The following is a 14,380-nucleotide window of genomic DNA, read 5'->3' on the forward strand; positions in this document are numbered from 1 at the left end:
TATGGCCCGGAACTGGGCGCCAAGGCTATAGTGCCTCCATCTGGGCCGGCCTTCCAGCCGGCGACCAAAGGTATCCATGGAAGGCCTACGCCCGACTGAAATACATTGGATCATCAGCCACTACATTGGCGTGTCAGGCGGTTACCTGGGCGATTTCACCTATTCATCCCACCGTGAGTTCTATGCCGCCTATTGCGACCTAACGATCGATCCGGAAGACTATCCGGGCACCACGCGGCAACGCTTCTTGGCGGTGCTCTCTTCCGCCGATCCGCAGACTCAGGCGGCGATAGTGCGAGGCGTTGCCCGCCGATTTCCGGTGGGGTCAGAGGTCCAGCGGACCCTAGATGCACGTTCGAAGCTGCTTGCCATGGCAAAGCGATGCAACCAAGTAGCCGCCGTAGAGCCGACGTCACCCAGGTTAGCTAGCGAGCTGGTGCGTCAAGCCTTGGCCGATGCTGCATCGCTGCTGGAGGTGCAGGGTCCAGTGAGTGCCTTGGATCGCGTTCACACGGCCCTCCATGGTTATTTGAAAACGGTATGCCGATCGGCAGGGCTGGACTTGGCTTCGCTGCCAGCAGATCCTGGAGTCACTCAAGTTTTTAAACTGATGCGAGAAAGCCATCCTGCGCTGCGCGATATGGGCGTCCAAGACGACGCAATGCGCAAGATTGTCTTTTCCATCGGAAATATCCTAGATTCGCTTAATCCGCTCCGTAACAGAGGGAGCCTAGCTCACGCCAACGATCAGCTTGTCGAACGCGAAGAGGCGCTGCTTGCCATCAATCTAACCCGCAGCATCATTCAATACCTAGATAGCAAAATCGTGACTGATCGCAATACGTAGGACTGCAGCCGACAGTCTACCGTCAGCGGCCTGATGTTGAGAGGCTGGGACGAAAGATCCACTTAGACTGCGCCAGTTATCACTGATTGACACACTCACCTTGCTGAGCTCTCGCCCCCCTTCTAGCGAACTCGCGCATTCGGTGCACCAGCGCCTCCTGTGCTTCCTTGGGCAATCGTGCCATCACCAGGGTGGACTCTGCCATGGGTTCGCTGACAGCCTGGAAGTAGGCGACGGGACGCGCGTCGTCAGCTGCTGCAATGCGGTGGTGTTGGCCGCAGTCCTTCCAGCCACATCGGTCACATCGCTGCGCAAAGCAATGATCAGCCCTGCCTGCAACGTGATCGTCTCGTCGTGCTGGGTAACCTTGGTGCTGAGATCTGAGATCGCCTGAGCGTTATTATTGCCCTAGCCGATGATCGACATCGTTCTGCACTTCCAGCTTGGGCTGGCCGACCGTCCTATGAGGGCTCGCCGCATCGGAGGCCATCATGGGCGCGGCTGAAAGACTGGAAGAGCTGCTATCGCTTGATCACGTGAGCCAGATGACCGGTATGGACGCCACCTTTATCTGCGGAGAGATCAAGGCTGGCCGCTTCCGGCGCTCTATCCGCATCAGACGCCGCGTACTCTGGATACAATCCGAGGCGCAAGGCCGGGTTCGGCAGCAGATCGTGCAGAATCGATCTTTGCAGGTGAACGGGTAAGCGGGCGGGCAGCGAAGGCTGTAGAAACAAAAAAGCCCCTGTTTCCAGAGGCTCTTTTAAACAACTGGCGGAGAGAGTGGGACTTCCTTGAGAAGTGCCCTACCCCCTTGGGCGGCTTGGGTTTCACCCATCTGGGAGGTGCCCTGGAATGTGCCCGCCACGAGCATACCCCTTGCGGTGCAACGGATCCAGCCGTTTTTGCCGCCCTTGGGAGCGTCAATCTCGATCCCCTCCGAACCTGCGCGATCAGGGCAGATGCCCCGTTCGGCCTCACTCTCCGCCGAAAAGGAAGCAACCGGATGGACCGCTTCCTCATGTGCGTCTCAGGACAATTGGGGCCATGGGACAGGAGGCTGCAGCAAACGGTTCTGCTCGGAGCCCTTTCAACGCCAACCTTGCGTCATAGCTCCATGGCCGGCTCACCGTCGCCCAAGACGCACTGCAAAGCACGGACTCGCACGCCCAGTCCGGCGCCAGCTCGGAATCGACGCTCCAGGCCCACCGAGGTGCTCTCGGTAGGTCAGACACTGACTCGGCCTTGGCAATCACCGTTTGCATTGATCGGCGTGGGGGATATCCCCCACGAATGGCTAGCAGGCACTCGCTGCGCATCTCCACATGGGGCATGTCCTTGAAGCTCTTCCAAGCCCCACCCCACCTCAATCCCGCCTGCTGGGCCAGCTCACCGAAGCGTTGGTAGCCCTGCCGCACCTGCTCGTCCTTCAGGTCCCAAGAAGGGCGCCCTCGCCTGTGGATGACCATGTCCGCGGCCCAACCGTGGTTGTGGCAACTGCTGCCTGGCCCCACCTGGGTCACGCCCTTTTGGCTGGCGAGCAGCTCGGCCTGGCGCTGTTCCGAGCGGTAGCCCTCCATCAGCCGCAGGTCGTAGCCCTCGCCCTTCATCTGCAAGGCGATCCGTTCCAGCGTTGAGCGAAGCTCAGGGTGGACACCGTCCCACTGCGGGGCGTCTTTGTGGCGGTGGAACAGGCGTTTGAAAAACCCAGGCTTCTTCCCGTGGACCTCAACGGAATCGGTGGCTGGCGCGTGCGCGTGGACCAAGACGGGTGCGCTGGCCAGTGCGAGCGCGAGCAACAAGCGTTGAAACATGAGTAGGCCTCCTTACTCACATGAGCGATACACCCATGCAAGCGGAGAATCGAAAACGCGCAAGGGGGCTTGCGGAATTTTTTCCCTGTCGTAGAAGAACAGGGGTGGGGAAAAGTCGGCCCCACCGCTTCCTGGCGCAACGGCCCCTCCTGCCGTTGCGCCGGGAAGTTTCGTTGGGGGGGGGGGCTTGCGCATTCCAGGATCTGATCTATTCGTGCGTGCACACGCTCACTCATTTCAGACCCAGGAGGCCACCCCATGAAACGCTCCCTCATCCACTGCGCTTTGCTGGCAGGCCTTGTTGCTGGCACGGCGCAAGCCCAGGTTCAAGTGGGCAACGGTGCCGTTGCCACCAAACCCGAGACCACTGCGGTAGGCGACCGCGCCCAATCGTTGACCGTTGGGGCCACGACCATCGGGGCGGACGCCCTCGCCGACGGCGGGATAATGGTGGATGAAAATGGCGTTCCGGGTGAGTGCCTGGGGGCCACTGCGGTGGGCAATCGCGCCACCGCTCGCGGATGCCATACAACCGCTCTGGGGTTCTCGAGCGAAGCGCAGGGCTCAAATGCGCTCGCCATTGGCTCTCGCGCACAGGCATTTGCGGTTTACGCCGTCGCCGTCGGACCCCAAGCCCAAGCCACCGGCGATTCCGCGGTGGCCATTGGCGGGCACAGCCTGGCCAGCGGGATCACCGGTGTGGCCATCGGCTCTAGTGCCCGCGCGCTCGGGGATGGCGGGACCGCTGTAGGCTCAACCGCAAGAGCCGATGGAAACGGCGCGGCGGCTTTCGGGGCCGGGGCGAATGCTCAAGGCGATCGCAACCTCGCGTTGGGCGCCGCATCCCAGACCGAGGGCGAAGGTGCATCCGCCGTGGGGCCCGGTGCCAACGCAACCGCCGACTTTGCCGGCGCCTACGGTTACAGCGCTGGCGTTGCCGGCGAGGCCGGCACCGCCGTGGGTCCATGGGCACAGGCGTTTGCGCCCTACTCTGCCGCCTTCGGCGCGTCTGCCACGGCCAACGCCACAGAAAGTGTGGCATTGGGGCCCCGTGCCGTGGCCAACGCATGGGGATGCGTGGCCGTGGGCGCCAACACCACGTGCGATGAAGAAGACACTGCAGCCTTTGGCAACCGCCGCTTGACCCAAGTTGCCTTGGGCAAAGCGGACGACGACGCCGTGGCCGTCAGCCAACTGCGGACCGCCGTGGAAACCTTGGGCGCTGGCGCCTCCATGGTGAACGGCTTGATCGTGGCGCCGAACTACCAGCTGAGCAGCGGTAACAACTACACCACCGTGGCCGGTGCCATCTACGATCTCGATGGGCGCGTTCACCAGCTGGAACAAAACCCTGGCGGCGGTGGTGGCACCCCCGGTCCACAGGGCCCCACCGGTCCGCAAGGCCCAGCAGGCAAGGACGGTAAGGACGGAGGAAGCAGCACCACGGTGGCCGGGGCCAACATCGAGGTCACTGACAACGGGGACGGCACCCAAACCGTTGGCTTGAAAGACAACGTTGGACTGTCCGAAAAGGGCTCGGTCCAGGTGGCCAAGGCCATCCACAACAGCGACGGCTTCACTGTCCAGGGCGGTCCATCGGTCACCAGATCCGGGATCAACGCCGGCAACCAGCGGGTAACCGGGGTGGCAGCGGGGGCGATCGCCGCAGGGTCCACGGACGCGATCAACGGTGGCCAATTGTGGGATTACCAGCGGCAGCAAGACGACCGCTGGAACCTGACGGACCGCCGTTTCCGCCAGCTCGACAAGCGGGTGAGCGGTGTCTGCGCCATGGCCCAAGCCAACGCCCAGATGGCCACCTCGACGTCGGCCATCCATGGGGAGAACCGCAACCGCCTGGCCGTGGGCGTCGGTGGCTGCAGCGGCCAAGCCGCCATTTCCATCGGCTACACCCGCGACGTGACCACCCCACGCGGATCCCCATCGGCTTTCTCGATCGGGGTTTCCCGCAGCGGACAGGATACGGCCGTGGGCGCAGCCTGGGCCATCGGTTGGTAACCAATCTCAGCGGCGAAAAGGAGGTGATCGTATCTCGGCAAGGGCCCTTCGGGGCCCTTGTTCGTGGCGTCAATTCATTAAAATTGTATTTATATACAATAACTTATGATTGACCAAGGCGTTGGAAGCTGGTAACATCTCCACCGCTCAGCAGTGTAGGAGCCGGACTGACAACCCCGCCTGCAGTAATGACCGTTGCCGTAGCACTACTCACGCCAATGCTTGCCATTGCCCTAGAAGCCGTTAGGGAATGGTTGACCAACCACGACGCAAAGGAAGATGACACATGCAGCACTAACAATTACAGGTATACCTCAATGAATAAAGAAACAAGTAACAGCAACACGATTGCAACACGCACCAAGAAACACCCGCTTTGCAGAGCCCTTGGCGTGGGCCTCAAGGTGCTTTACGACACGACAATTGCTGTAGGAGCAAGCGCGCTCCTTACATTACACAGGTCAACGCGCGGTGAGCCATGCTCCCCGTTGACCGATATGAAAAGCCCGGGCCCAGCCCGGGCTTTTTCTTTGGAACGCTGCTGCTATCCGCAGCACCTCCGATCCGGCAGAGCCGAAACCGCCCAAACCTAGCCCCGTCTTTTCTCCGTTGCCACGAACGCACCATCGGAATGAAGGACCGCGAACGTGTTCCCTTGGACGTGCTCTGGCCAAACCTGTCCCGGCAGGCCCACGAACTCCAGCGGGAGGTTCGCCTCTTGGTCTGGTTCGAACCCAGCGAACGGGTCAAAGCTCTGCGGCTGCCAGTCCTCGAACTGAAAGTCCCTGTTCCAGACCATTGCAAAGGCCAGCGGATAGGCCTTCAGGACATAGATCGCCGAACTGGCTTTCCCGCCCAAGATGCCCAGCCCGAAGTCGCGAAGAACCGTTCGACCACTGTAGGGATACACCCAGTAGTGAAGCCGAACCTGGCGTAGAAGATCTGACCGGTCATCGAACAGGTGCTGGCTGTGGCGTTCGTCGTAGCGATTCAAGCCCACCGATGACAAGTGGCCCAGAACTCCCCTTGCCACAAGCTGCGGCTGGATGCGGATGCTCTGGTTGTAGGTGACCTTGCTTCGATCACGCAAGATCTCCGTCACCTGCCGGCTCATCGATACAAGTGCCTTGTCGTATCGAGAAAGCACCGAGCCGTTGCAGGTCCTGCAGATGCTCCTGAAGCAAACACCATTGGGCATCTTGTGGGACCGCGGCTTCTTCTCTCCACTGATTGCGTCGGCGACGCTGGACACCCTCAGAGCGATGCCTTGAGCCCACGCCTTGGGTGGCACGTGGTTTTCGGTCAGGTCGGTTTCCTGCCCGCATATGTTGCAACGCCCCTTGGAAGGTCCAACCGGGAACTTAAAGGTCACTCGCCCGCCCCATGCTCGCCATGAACTGCGAAGAGATTACACGCAAGCGACGTGTGGCCTCTCACGTCCTCGCAGCAGGCTTGCCAACTTCAAATTCTGATCTATTCGTGAGTGGGTCGTTTTACTCACGGAGAGACCATGACCCACCGCCACAACCTGGGACGCAGCGAGAAGTATCACGCCCTGCCCCGCACCCTTTACGCCCTGCTGTTCGACGACGGGGGCTGTTACGTCGGCCAAAGCTCAAACCCCCAGCAGCGGGAGAAGCAGCACCGCTCCCCCAAAGGCGGCTGGCACCGTCCCTTCCGGTTCCATGCGCTGGAGGTGGTGACAGCCACCCGGGCGGAAACCGAGGCGTATGAGCAGGCGTGGCGGGTGAAGGCCTCCCGGGAGGGATGGCGCATCTACGCCAAGCCACCGGGGATCGTGGTCAACCCCCACCGGCGGGCCACGGCCCACGTGCGCGGGTTGGCCCACCAACGGCGGTGGCAGCTGGGAACACCGGTCAAAGCGCCTTCCGAACGCGTGGGGTGGTGGCCGTGGGTAGTGGTGGTGATCAGCGTATTGACACTGGCCCGATGCGTCACCGGGTAAGCCTCATCTCGCGCCGTTCCGCGTTTGTGATTGGCACCTGGGTTTGCGGTTTCAATCCTGCCAACAGCTCTTCCACGTCCTGGACCAGGTTGCGCACCGGAGCAGCCTGGGTCTCGGACAAGCCGACGCTCAGCGCCATTTCCTTGTGCCGTTCGGTTCCCAGCCGTTCGGCCATGCGCTCCATCATCTCGTCGGTCGTATACATGCGGTAGCTGCCCTTGGTGAGGCGGGTGAACGCCACCAAGGCCGACTGCTGGTCGAGCATGCCCATGTTCGTGGCCAGGTGGTAAACCTCGGATTTCCCCTGCCCCTGCGCCTTGTGAACGGTCATGGCATACCGGTGGGCCAAGGCGTTGTGCTCGCTGGTGTTGAACTTCAAGATGCGCCCGTCCTCTTTCGGGTTCGAAGAGTCGATGCGCACCACCAGGTCGTAGCCACCGGATTTGTCCTTCCGAATGCTCTCAACCGTGCCCTCGGTGCCGTTGATGACGCCCAAGTCGTTGTTGGTCGCCGTGAACATCACACGGTCGCGGCGGGAGAGCGTCAGGTCCTCCCACTGCCCTTTTACGATCGAGCGGAAGGTGAACTCCTCTTTGTCCAGCACGCCTTGCTCCTGGAGCCCCTTTCGGATGCCCGTGGTGAGGGCTTTGACTTCAGAGCGCGTGTGGGCCAGAACCAACTTCTCGTCCATCGGGGTGGGGTCTTTCAGGTAGTCGTCCACCAACGCCTTGATGGCCTGCTTTTCCGTGCCGAAGTCGTCGATGCAATTTCTCTCCTTGAGATTGCGAAGGGTCTGCGCACCCATATCGAGGGTGCCTTGGCGGCTGCGGTGCCCGCGGCGCATGTCCTTGACCTTCCCCTGGTGGTCCCGCTCGTAGAAGCTGTTGGCAGTGATCAGGTCACCGGCGTTCTTCTGCCGGCGGATTTCGGTCAGCTTCGTGTCGCCCAAGGCAATCTTCGCCAGCTCAAAGCCGTTGCCCGCAGCGATGGGCTGAAGCTGGTCACTGTCTCCCTGCATGACAAGCTTGGCACCGACCCCCTGGCAGTAGGTCATGAGCTTCAAGGTGTCATCGGTAGCCACCATGCCGGCTTCATCGAGCACCACCACAACATTCTTCGTCAGAGCAACCTTGCCCTGCCGGAGCTGGGAAAAGAACTTTGCAACCGACATGCAGAGCATGCCGGACTCTTCTTCCAGCTTAGCCGCGGCTTTACCCGACACGGCCAAGCCCATCAACTGCTTTCCTTCGGCTTCGAAGCACTGCTTGTAGACCTCGGCCACGGTGGTCTTGCCGGTCCCGGCCAACCCTGACATAACGCCGACACCTGCCGTTCCATGGGTCAAATGACCAATGGCAGCCTTCTGCTCTTCGGTAAGGGTGAACCCCTTTCGCTTCTCATAGGCGGCGATTTCCCGGTCTACGGTGGAGCGGAACAGCTTCAGGTCCGTCTCGTTCTCCCGCTCCTTCGAACGACGGATGATCTCGGCTTCCCATTCGACCATCCAGGTGGCGCAGAAGCGATCCTCCCGGTGCTTGCGTGCCAAACGAGTGCCACGGTCGTCTTTGTGGAGGTGTTCGGCTTTAACGCGCACCAGGTCGTCCTGTTCGGTGAACTCCTTCACCATTTTGAGGATCTCCTCCGCGTTCTTTTGCCCGGCGAACTCCATCCCCAGCTCCCGGACCAGGTCATGCTCGCAGAACATCGCCTCGTTCTCGTGCATGCGCTGCAAGACCTCGTCAAAGGTATGCGGGTCCAGGTGCTGGCCTTGGGTCTGCTTGAGCGACTGGGTGGTGGGAACCAGGTCTGGCCTTTCTCGGGCAATGTTGGCGAAGGTTTGCTGCCAGTCCTTGACCACCTGCTCGAAGGGCGGTTCTTCCTTCTTTTTGCGGGTGGCCTTGCAGGCCTCGTCGTGGCTGGCGTTGGGGTGTTCTTTGACGTAGTCCAGGATTTCCTGGCGGCGGGTCTTCGTCTGAAGCACCAGCTCACGGTCGATGCCGGCAATCGTGGTGAGAATCTGGCCCGTCTCGCGCCCTATCACGTCCACCTCGCGCTCCCGCTGAATCCCATAGCCCAGCGCTTTCATCGCGCTGTAGAGCTCGGCCTTGTAGAGGTGATCGGCCGCATGGCGGTGGCGGTAGATCTCGATGGCATCAAACGTGCCCCAACGGCCGTCCTCCCCCTTCGAAACACCAAAGACAAGATGGTGGGTGTGCAAATCGCACTGCACGTTCCGGTTGCTTGTGTGATCGGCGGCTGCCCACACCAACCCCTGGGTGTCTATAACGTCTTTCCCCGCTCTTCCGCGCCGGGTCTCTACCTTGCTCTCGATGTAGCGCATCGCCACGGCGCAGGCCTGGCGGTGCGCTTCCAAGATGGCCAGCTTCTCGCGTTCATCCGCAAGGGCAAACGCCACGCTCACGTCCCCGGGGGCGGAAATGGTCAGATCGAACCCCACCCGGTGGCCGCCCTCCCACTTCTCCATCGGCTTGCCGTCGTCGTCCAACCGCACGTTTCCCCAGCGATCCGTCTTGATGACCAATCGGGCCTCCTTGCCCGCGTTTTTGCACAACGGCCTTCCGGTGGGTGAAAAGCCCTTCCCCAGCTTTTCCATCACCTCGCGGGTGACCGGCTGCCCTTCCAGGCAGAGCTCGGCGGCAAGGCTGCCGCCCCAATTGAGCGTCTGCCTCGGATCAGGACCGCTGCCCGCGTAGTAAGCCACGGCGCTGTCGATGGATAGGCGCTCGGTGGCCAGCATGTAGTCGAACATGTTGCCGTTGCGCTTGTTGTGGCCGCGGGCATCGATGCGGGTGCAATTGATCACAGGGACCTCCTGGAACGTTGATTGAACCAAGGTCCCAGAAAACCACCAATGCGCAAGGGGGGTTTACTTCTCCAGGCGCAGCGTGACCCAACGGCGTTTTATCTCCTCCACGACGGCGGTTACTGGCTCTTCGCCGAAGACTCCCGCGTGCTTGGACTTGGGCACCGAAAGCACCTTGAAACCCAAGCCGATGCTCTGCGCGTTGCTAAGGTAGTAGTTGACCGTGGTCCAGGAGTCCGTGGTCCAACCCTTGGTGCGCTGTTTCGGATGGAGGTGGCCCACCGCATCGTGCGGGATCCAGCACTTGAAGCGATATGCCCCATCGGTGTCCTTCTTGAACTCCGGGTCAGCGGTATGGCGGACCATCTCGGGATGAGTGACGAGGTGATCCGGATGCGGGTCGATGGACATGTCCAGGTCCACTTCCAAGATGTAGTCGTAAACCTTGTCCGTGGTCACCAGCCCGCCGGACAGAACCGCCTCACACGCAGACACCATGTGTTCGTAGCCGGCCTGAGCCATGCGCTGCCGATATTCTGCGGCCACCTCCCGTGGCAAATACCCAAGCATCCTGGGTGGCGCCTGTTGTGTCATGACGGCCACCGCGTTTTGGTCCGCCGTGTTGGTGTTATCGGGATACAGGACGACCAAAGTAAAAATCCGACTGGTGGAGCCCTTTCGATTGTTGGCCACCTCGTCCAGCTCCTCCCGAAAACGCGAGGTCAAGGCTGCCTTCACAGCGTATTTGGCGACTGGCTTCCAAATCGGCACGGTGATCGTTGCCATACTTGCTTCCCTACATGGTGTTCAACGGGAGAATAGCGCGTCGACTTCCTCGGGTGTCATGGTCAACACCCGCTGCACCGCATCGATGCCTTCGGCGGTGGTTGGGAAGGCCGACGCGCCAGCGTTTGAAGGGGACGTTGCCGGCGACGGCCCTTCAGGTCCGGCTGGCTTGGTGGTCCACGCAGCGGCCACCTGCCCCTCGCGAACCGTTGGATGGCTCTTCCCGGGCCATGTCAGCAACAGCACGTCCCCGCCCATCTGCACGATCGCCTCGATGCCCCACTTCTCGGGACCGTAGCGATTGCCTTTGCGGAAACCCAGCCGGTCGGTGAGCTCACCGCTGGAAACCAACGCGCGGCTTTCTTCGTGGACCTGGGCCTTGTTCTCGTGCCCGCGCCACGCGATTTTCCGCTTGCCGAGCTGGCTGGCCAGCTTGTCCCTGGTGGCTCCCATCTGCACTTGGCACACCACGTGGGTGCCCACCAGGGACGAGAAGGCCTGCGCGGTCTTGTCCCCGTAGACCAGCTCAACCTGGGAGTGATCCTGGACCGCCATGATGGCCACCACGCCTTTGCTGCGCCCCAACGCCAGCAAGGGATCGATGTTCAAGCGCCCGGCGCTGGTCAGCTCGTCGAACACGAAGTAGAGCCCACGCCCGCCCTCGTCGTCCGGCAAGCCCGGCCCAATGAGATCCGGGACGGCCACGTTGATCATGGCGGCGATGTAGGCCTTCGTCAGGGTTGGGTCCGGTCCGGATTGAACAATGACCTGCTTGCGCCCGTTGTAGTCGTCCCGTATCCACTCGGTCATCGAGAAACGGCGCTTGCCAACCTTGGGCCATGCGGTGGCCAGATCGTCGATAAGGCGGGTGAAGCCCCCCAGGGAAGACAGCACGCTGGACGTGGTTTGGCTCTCCGGGTCACGCACCAGTGCGGCGCCGCGGGGGTAATGCGGGCGCATGCCTGCGGCCATCTCCGCGGCCGGGCGGCGCACCGAGGCCGCCAGATCGGGCCATTCCCACTCGCCAGGCCGGGTGTTTTGGAGCTCGCGCACGCACCCAATCAACAAGTCCTGGGCGGCCATGCTCCAAAATTTGGCGTTCCCGTCGCCCTCTGGGATGAGAGAGGCGGCGAACGCCGCCGCTTGGGTCGGGGTCCGCACGTCAGCGGCGACGTCCCACACGTGGGAGCGCGCATCGAAGGGCGACACGATGATGGGCCTTTTGAAAATCGACGTGAAATCACCCTTGATGTCGTAAAGGAACAGCTTTGCGTCCCTCTTTCGCGTCAGTTGTTCCAGGATGTGCTTGAGGATGACGCTCTTGCCCGACCCCACCGAGCCGGTGATCAGGACGTGGCGCGCCCAATGCTTTTTAGACAGCAACAGATCGGGGTGGAGGGACAGGGCGAAGGGATCCGCCTCGGCGTCTTTAGGGGTTACCGAGCGGTGCCGGGCTTCGTCCACGGCCTCCTTTCCTTCCAACAACCGCGGTCCGGACAGGTGCCAGGTGTTGCTCACCGGCTCGGTCGCCTTGAGGAACACCCGCAGACCGAGGCCCGCCGCCAGCAGAAGCGACACCCCGATCCGGGACCACGTCGCCACTGGGTGATGGTAGGACACCAGTTCGATGAACTCCCGTGCCGGCGCGCGAGCCGAGATGCCGACGGTCAGGAAGTGGTAGGCGGTCACCAGACCGCCTTTCAAAGCATCGGCGAAGCGGATGAGCGAGCCATCGGGATTCGGGATGAGCCAGGCAACGCCCATGCTCCCCACGTAGGCCAAGCCAAAAACGAATGCACCGGCAAGAACGGCGCGGTGCCAGTATCGGACCGGCTGGGAAGGCGCAACGCTGCCGGGCACGTCGCCCAGCGCGTCAAAGGGCTTGGGTTTGCTCATGTCGGTGCATGCGCGTTGGGGTCCGCCCCCGCCACCCTGGCTGCTCAGGATTGGCGCCGTGGGCCATCAGGTGGAGGCAGGCCCGGGCGTGCTTGTGGAGGGCGGCAAGGTGGAGCGGCGCCCACCCGTGGGCGTTGAGGGCCGCCACGTCGGCGCCGGCTTCGACCAGAGGCGTGACCAGCGAGAAGTGACCAAACTGGGCCGCATGATGCAGTGGTGTGTTGCCGCTGGCATCGGGCAGCCGGGCGTCTGCGCCCATGCCGATGCAGGCCAGCAGTGCTGCTTCGTGGCCCGCCCGGGACGCCCCCACGAGCCAGCCCTGCCACGGTGCGTTCTCCCGCAACCGGTTTGCATCCGACCGCCGAGCCCGCGCCTCCTCTACCGCCATCGCCATGCCTTGGAAGAGCGAGGTGTGCTCAGCCATGGACCCAGCCACCCTCTCTGCCAGGGTGCTGTAAACCATCGGTTCGTTACGGTCTGCCAAGCGCCTCTCGTAAGCACGCACCAGGTCCCGGGTGGAGGCCCGTGAGGGTGCGTCCAACCCCAGCCGATGCAAGCCCCAACGCAGGTCCACTTGCGGTGCCCCATCGTGCTCCCGCTGGCGCACCTGCCAAACCAGATCGCCCAATCGACCCTCGACAGGGGCAACGCTCAGGGCGTGGGCACGCGCCAACACTTGCGAATCGTGAAGGCCTTTGGACGCGCCGGCTTCGCGCGCGAGCGCGCCCGCCAAGGCCTCCGCTCGTTGGAGGCCCAGGGGACGCAAGAGGCGCAACAGAGATTCTTGGATGTCCATCTCCATTGTTGTAAAGCCGAATCCGCGACCGTCAAGAGAACGTGTTAGCTGTTGAGGCGAGTAGCCACCGCAACACTGAAATGCCGAAGAATCTCTGTGTCATGCCAGAGCTTCTGCCCTGGGCTACTGCTGTCCAGTTCCTGAAGCACACCGTCCAAGCTCCTTCCAGCCAGAACCTGGGAATCCACATACCCGCCGACCAAGGCGAAAGAACTCAAATGCTCGGGAGCAACGTCGGGAAAACGGTGGAAGTTGGTGTTGTTGATATTCATCGGGTCCTCCTGCAGTGGTAAGCCGATGTGCCTCATCGGAAAGGTCCAGCTCGATCGCTGGTGAATTAGTGGGCTAACGGGTTAAACGCTGTCGGACGGGCCAAAGACGACCCAACCCAACATGTAGAAAATCAGCGCGGGATAGAACCAGAAATCAAACCCCTCCCAGTCAAACCGGCGCCAACGCTTCCTGCACCGCGCGCGCAGCTTGAGCCAGCGCCGCCTGCTCACCGGAAGGAACTCTGGACCACCACCCCGATGGTCACAAAGCCCACCGCCGCTATGGCCATTACCTTGAGCAGAACCGGAACGGCCGGAGGGTAGGCGAGGACAGCCGTTGCGAAGGCCGCGATCAGCAGGAACAAGCCGGTCAGCAGTGGGACCGCGTTCTCGAAAGCGAAGTCTTTGAGGGCATTGAACAACGTGGACATGGTGGCTCTCCCTGGGGTTTTTATGAGTAGGTCTACCTACTCGTTCCATAACCAGTAAAGCACCATAAAACTGGACGTCAAGACGCAAAAATGCCCGATTCTGCGAAGAACCGGGCAGATCTGAACATCGGTAAAGATTACTGTCGGAAGACGTTCGGCTGGGCCTGCTTTTGGTGCTTCTCCCAATCGTAATTGGCAGCGTAGTCCTTCATGAAAGCCGCCTCCTTCAACGAACTGCGGGCGTAATCGGCGTATCCCAGGCGCCCAGGTCCGTTCTCCATCCGCTGCTCACGGGTCAACATGGGAGGACTCTCCTCCCGCTGGGCCCCGCGTTGCTGCCGCCACTGCGCAACGGTCGCATGAACCACCTGCTCGCGCTTGTCGTCCGGCTTTGCATCACGAACGGCTTTGTCGGCCTCCTGGATCTTTGCCTGGAGCGCAGCGATCTGATCGGGCGAGGCCTTCTCTGCCCAATCCAGAACACGCTGTCGGCGTTGCTCGATGGCGGCTTGGTCTTGGGCCACGTTCTGCTCGAAGTCTGCCCGCGCCGCGCTGTCCTTCTGGGGCGGTGGGCGATCGCCCAGAAGCCGCTCGTTGCGCTGCGCCTGGAGTGCTCGCAGCTCGGTCATTTCTTCGATGGGTTGGGAGAGGGTGTTGCTCATGTTTGTTTCCTCCGCTGGGGTGAATAGGCTCATCGTTGATCAATCCGCAGGTTTGGCAAGGGGGCAA

General features: G+C 61.9%; 13 protein-coding genes. 4 read left to right on the forward strand and 9 right to left on the reverse strand.

What is annotated here, in order from left to right:
* The first annotated feature begins 76 nt into the window (after positions 1-76).
* A complete protein-coding gene (locus AC5P5R_RS15275; protein ID WP_100438708.1) occupies positions 77-847 on the forward strand; it encodes an abortive infection family protein in 771 nt (256 codons plus the stop codon).
* Positions 848-1,338: 491 nt separating this feature from the next.
* Positions 1,339-1,554, forward strand: coding sequence for an AlpA family transcriptional regulator (locus tag AC5P5R_RS15280; RefSeq protein WP_100438709.1), 216 nt, complete (start codon positions 1,339-1,341; stop codon positions 1,552-1,554).
* Positions 1,555-1,866: 312 nt separating this feature from the next.
* Here the strand turns inward: AC5P5R_RS15280 and AC5P5R_RS15285 are convergent, their stop codons facing one another.
* Positions 1,867-2,661, reverse strand: coding sequence for a M15 family metallopeptidase (locus tag AC5P5R_RS15285; protein ID WP_164281614.1), 795 nt, complete (start codon positions 2,659-2,661; stop codon positions 1,867-1,869).
* Between the two features lie 258 nt (positions 2,662-2,919).
* Between AC5P5R_RS15285 and AC5P5R_RS15290 the strand changes: the two genes are divergently transcribed.
* Positions 2,920-4,680 carry an adhesin gene (locus AC5P5R_RS15290; RefSeq protein WP_164281613.1) on the forward strand — a complete coding sequence of 587 codons (1,761 nt, stop codon included), beginning with the start codon at positions 2,920-2,922 and terminating at the stop codon, positions 4,678-4,680.
* 589 nt (positions 4,681-5,269) lie between these two features.
* Here the strand turns inward: AC5P5R_RS15290 and AC5P5R_RS15295 are convergent.
* Positions 5,270-6,052 (reverse strand): hypothetical protein, encoded by a 783-nt coding sequence (locus AC5P5R_RS15295; protein ID WP_164281612.1) that lies wholly within the window; start codon positions 6,050-6,052, stop codon positions 5,270-5,272.
* Positions 6,053-6,190: 138 nt separating this feature from the next.
* On the opposite strand from AC5P5R_RS15295, the gene AC5P5R_RS15300 reads away from it, so the two are divergent.
* On the forward strand, positions 6,191-6,646 hold the full coding sequence (locus tag AC5P5R_RS15300; RefSeq protein ID WP_164281611.1) for a GIY-YIG nuclease family protein: 456 nt from the start codon (positions 6,191-6,193) through the stop codon (positions 6,644-6,646).
* Here AC5P5R_RS15300 and mobF read toward each other — a convergent pair.
* The 7 genes from mobF to AC5P5R_RS15335 form a co-directional block, all read right to left on the reverse strand.
* Complete coding sequence (gene mobF / locus AC5P5R_RS15305) at positions 6,636-9,470, reverse strand: MobF family relaxase (RefSeq protein WP_061478912.1); 2,835 nt, start codon at positions 9,468-9,470, stop codon at positions 6,636-6,638. The genes AC5P5R_RS15300 and mobF overlap by 11 nt on opposite strands.
* 63 nt (positions 9,471-9,533) lie before the next feature.
* A complete protein-coding gene (locus AC5P5R_RS15310) occupies positions 9,534-10,256 on the reverse strand; it encodes an HIRAN domain-containing protein (RefSeq protein WP_012480682.1) in 723 nt (240 codons plus the stop codon).
* A gap of 21 nt (positions 10,257-10,277) precedes the next feature.
* A complete protein-coding gene (locus AC5P5R_RS15315) occupies positions 10,278-12,152 on the reverse strand; it encodes a helicase HerA-like domain-containing protein (protein ID WP_164281610.1) in 1,875 nt (624 codons plus the stop codon).
* Entirely contained in the window at positions 12,130-12,576 is a 447-nt protein-coding gene (locus tag AC5P5R_RS15320; protein ID WP_240458879.1) for an ankyrin repeat domain-containing protein, read from the reverse strand. The genes AC5P5R_RS15315 and AC5P5R_RS15320 overlap by 23 nt, the downstream gene beginning before the upstream one ends.
* 416 nt (positions 12,577-12,992) lie before the next feature.
* Positions 12,993-13,220: a hypothetical protein gene (locus AC5P5R_RS15325; protein WP_099475959.1), complete on the reverse strand. Its 228-nt coding sequence runs from the start codon at positions 13,218-13,220 to the stop codon at positions 12,993-12,995.
* Positions 13,221-13,447: 227 nt separating this feature from the next.
* Positions 13,448-13,651 carry a hypothetical protein gene (locus AC5P5R_RS15330; RefSeq protein WP_012480686.1) on the reverse strand — a complete coding sequence of 68 codons (204 nt, stop codon included), beginning with the start codon at positions 13,649-13,651 and terminating at the stop codon, positions 13,448-13,450.
* A 137-nt stretch (positions 13,652-13,788) separates the two neighbouring features.
* A complete protein-coding gene (locus AC5P5R_RS15335) occupies positions 13,789-14,313 on the reverse strand; it encodes a hypothetical protein (RefSeq protein WP_061478969.1) in 525 nt (174 codons plus the stop codon).
* Positions 14,314-14,380: the final 67 nt, after the last annotated feature.

Source organism: Stenotrophomonas sp. YJH_SMC_19, assembly GCF_059367915.1.

Excerpts from the sequence above, each read along its gene's own strand:
- AC5P5R_RS15310 (WP_012480682.1), bottom strand. The coding sequence starts at position 10,256 with ATGGCAACGATCACCGTGCCGATTTGGAAGCCAGTCGCCAAATACGCT.
- AC5P5R_RS15280 (WP_100438709.1), top strand. The coding sequence starts at position 1,339 with ATGGGCGCGGCTGAAAGACTGGAAGAGCTGCTATCGCTTGATCACGTG.
- AC5P5R_RS15315 (WP_164281610.1), bottom strand. The coding sequence starts at position 12,152 with ATGAGCAAACCCAAGCCCTTTGACGCGCTGGGCGACGTGCCCGGCAGC.
- AC5P5R_RS15275 (WP_100438708.1), top strand. The coding sequence starts at position 77 with ATGGAAGGCCTACGCCCGACTGAAATACATTGGATCATCAGCCACTAC.
- AC5P5R_RS15335 (WP_061478969.1), bottom strand. The coding sequence starts at position 14,313 with ATGAGCAACACCCTCTCCCAACCCATCGAAGAAATGACCGAGCTGCGA.
- AC5P5R_RS15290 (WP_164281613.1), top strand. The coding sequence starts at position 2,920 with ATGAAACGCTCCCTCATCCACTGCGCTTTGCTGGCAGGCCTTGTTGCT.
- AC5P5R_RS15300 (WP_164281611.1), top strand. The coding sequence starts at position 6,191 with ATGACCCACCGCCACAACCTGGGACGCAGCGAGAAGTATCACGCCCTG.
- AC5P5R_RS15320 (WP_240458879.1), bottom strand. The coding sequence starts at position 12,576 with ATGGCTGAGCACACCTCGCTCTTCCAAGGCATGGCGATGGCGGTAGAG.
- AC5P5R_RS15330 (WP_012480686.1), bottom strand. The coding sequence starts at position 13,651 with ATGTCCACGTTGTTCAATGCCCTCAAAGACTTCGCTTTCGAGAACGCG.
- AC5P5R_RS15285 (WP_164281614.1), bottom strand. The coding sequence starts at position 2,661 with ATGTTTCAACGCTTGTTGCTCGCGCTCGCACTGGCCAGCGCACCCGTC.
- AC5P5R_RS15325 (WP_099475959.1), bottom strand. The coding sequence starts at position 13,220 with ATGAATATCAACAACACCAACTTCCACCGTTTTCCCGACGTTGCTCCC.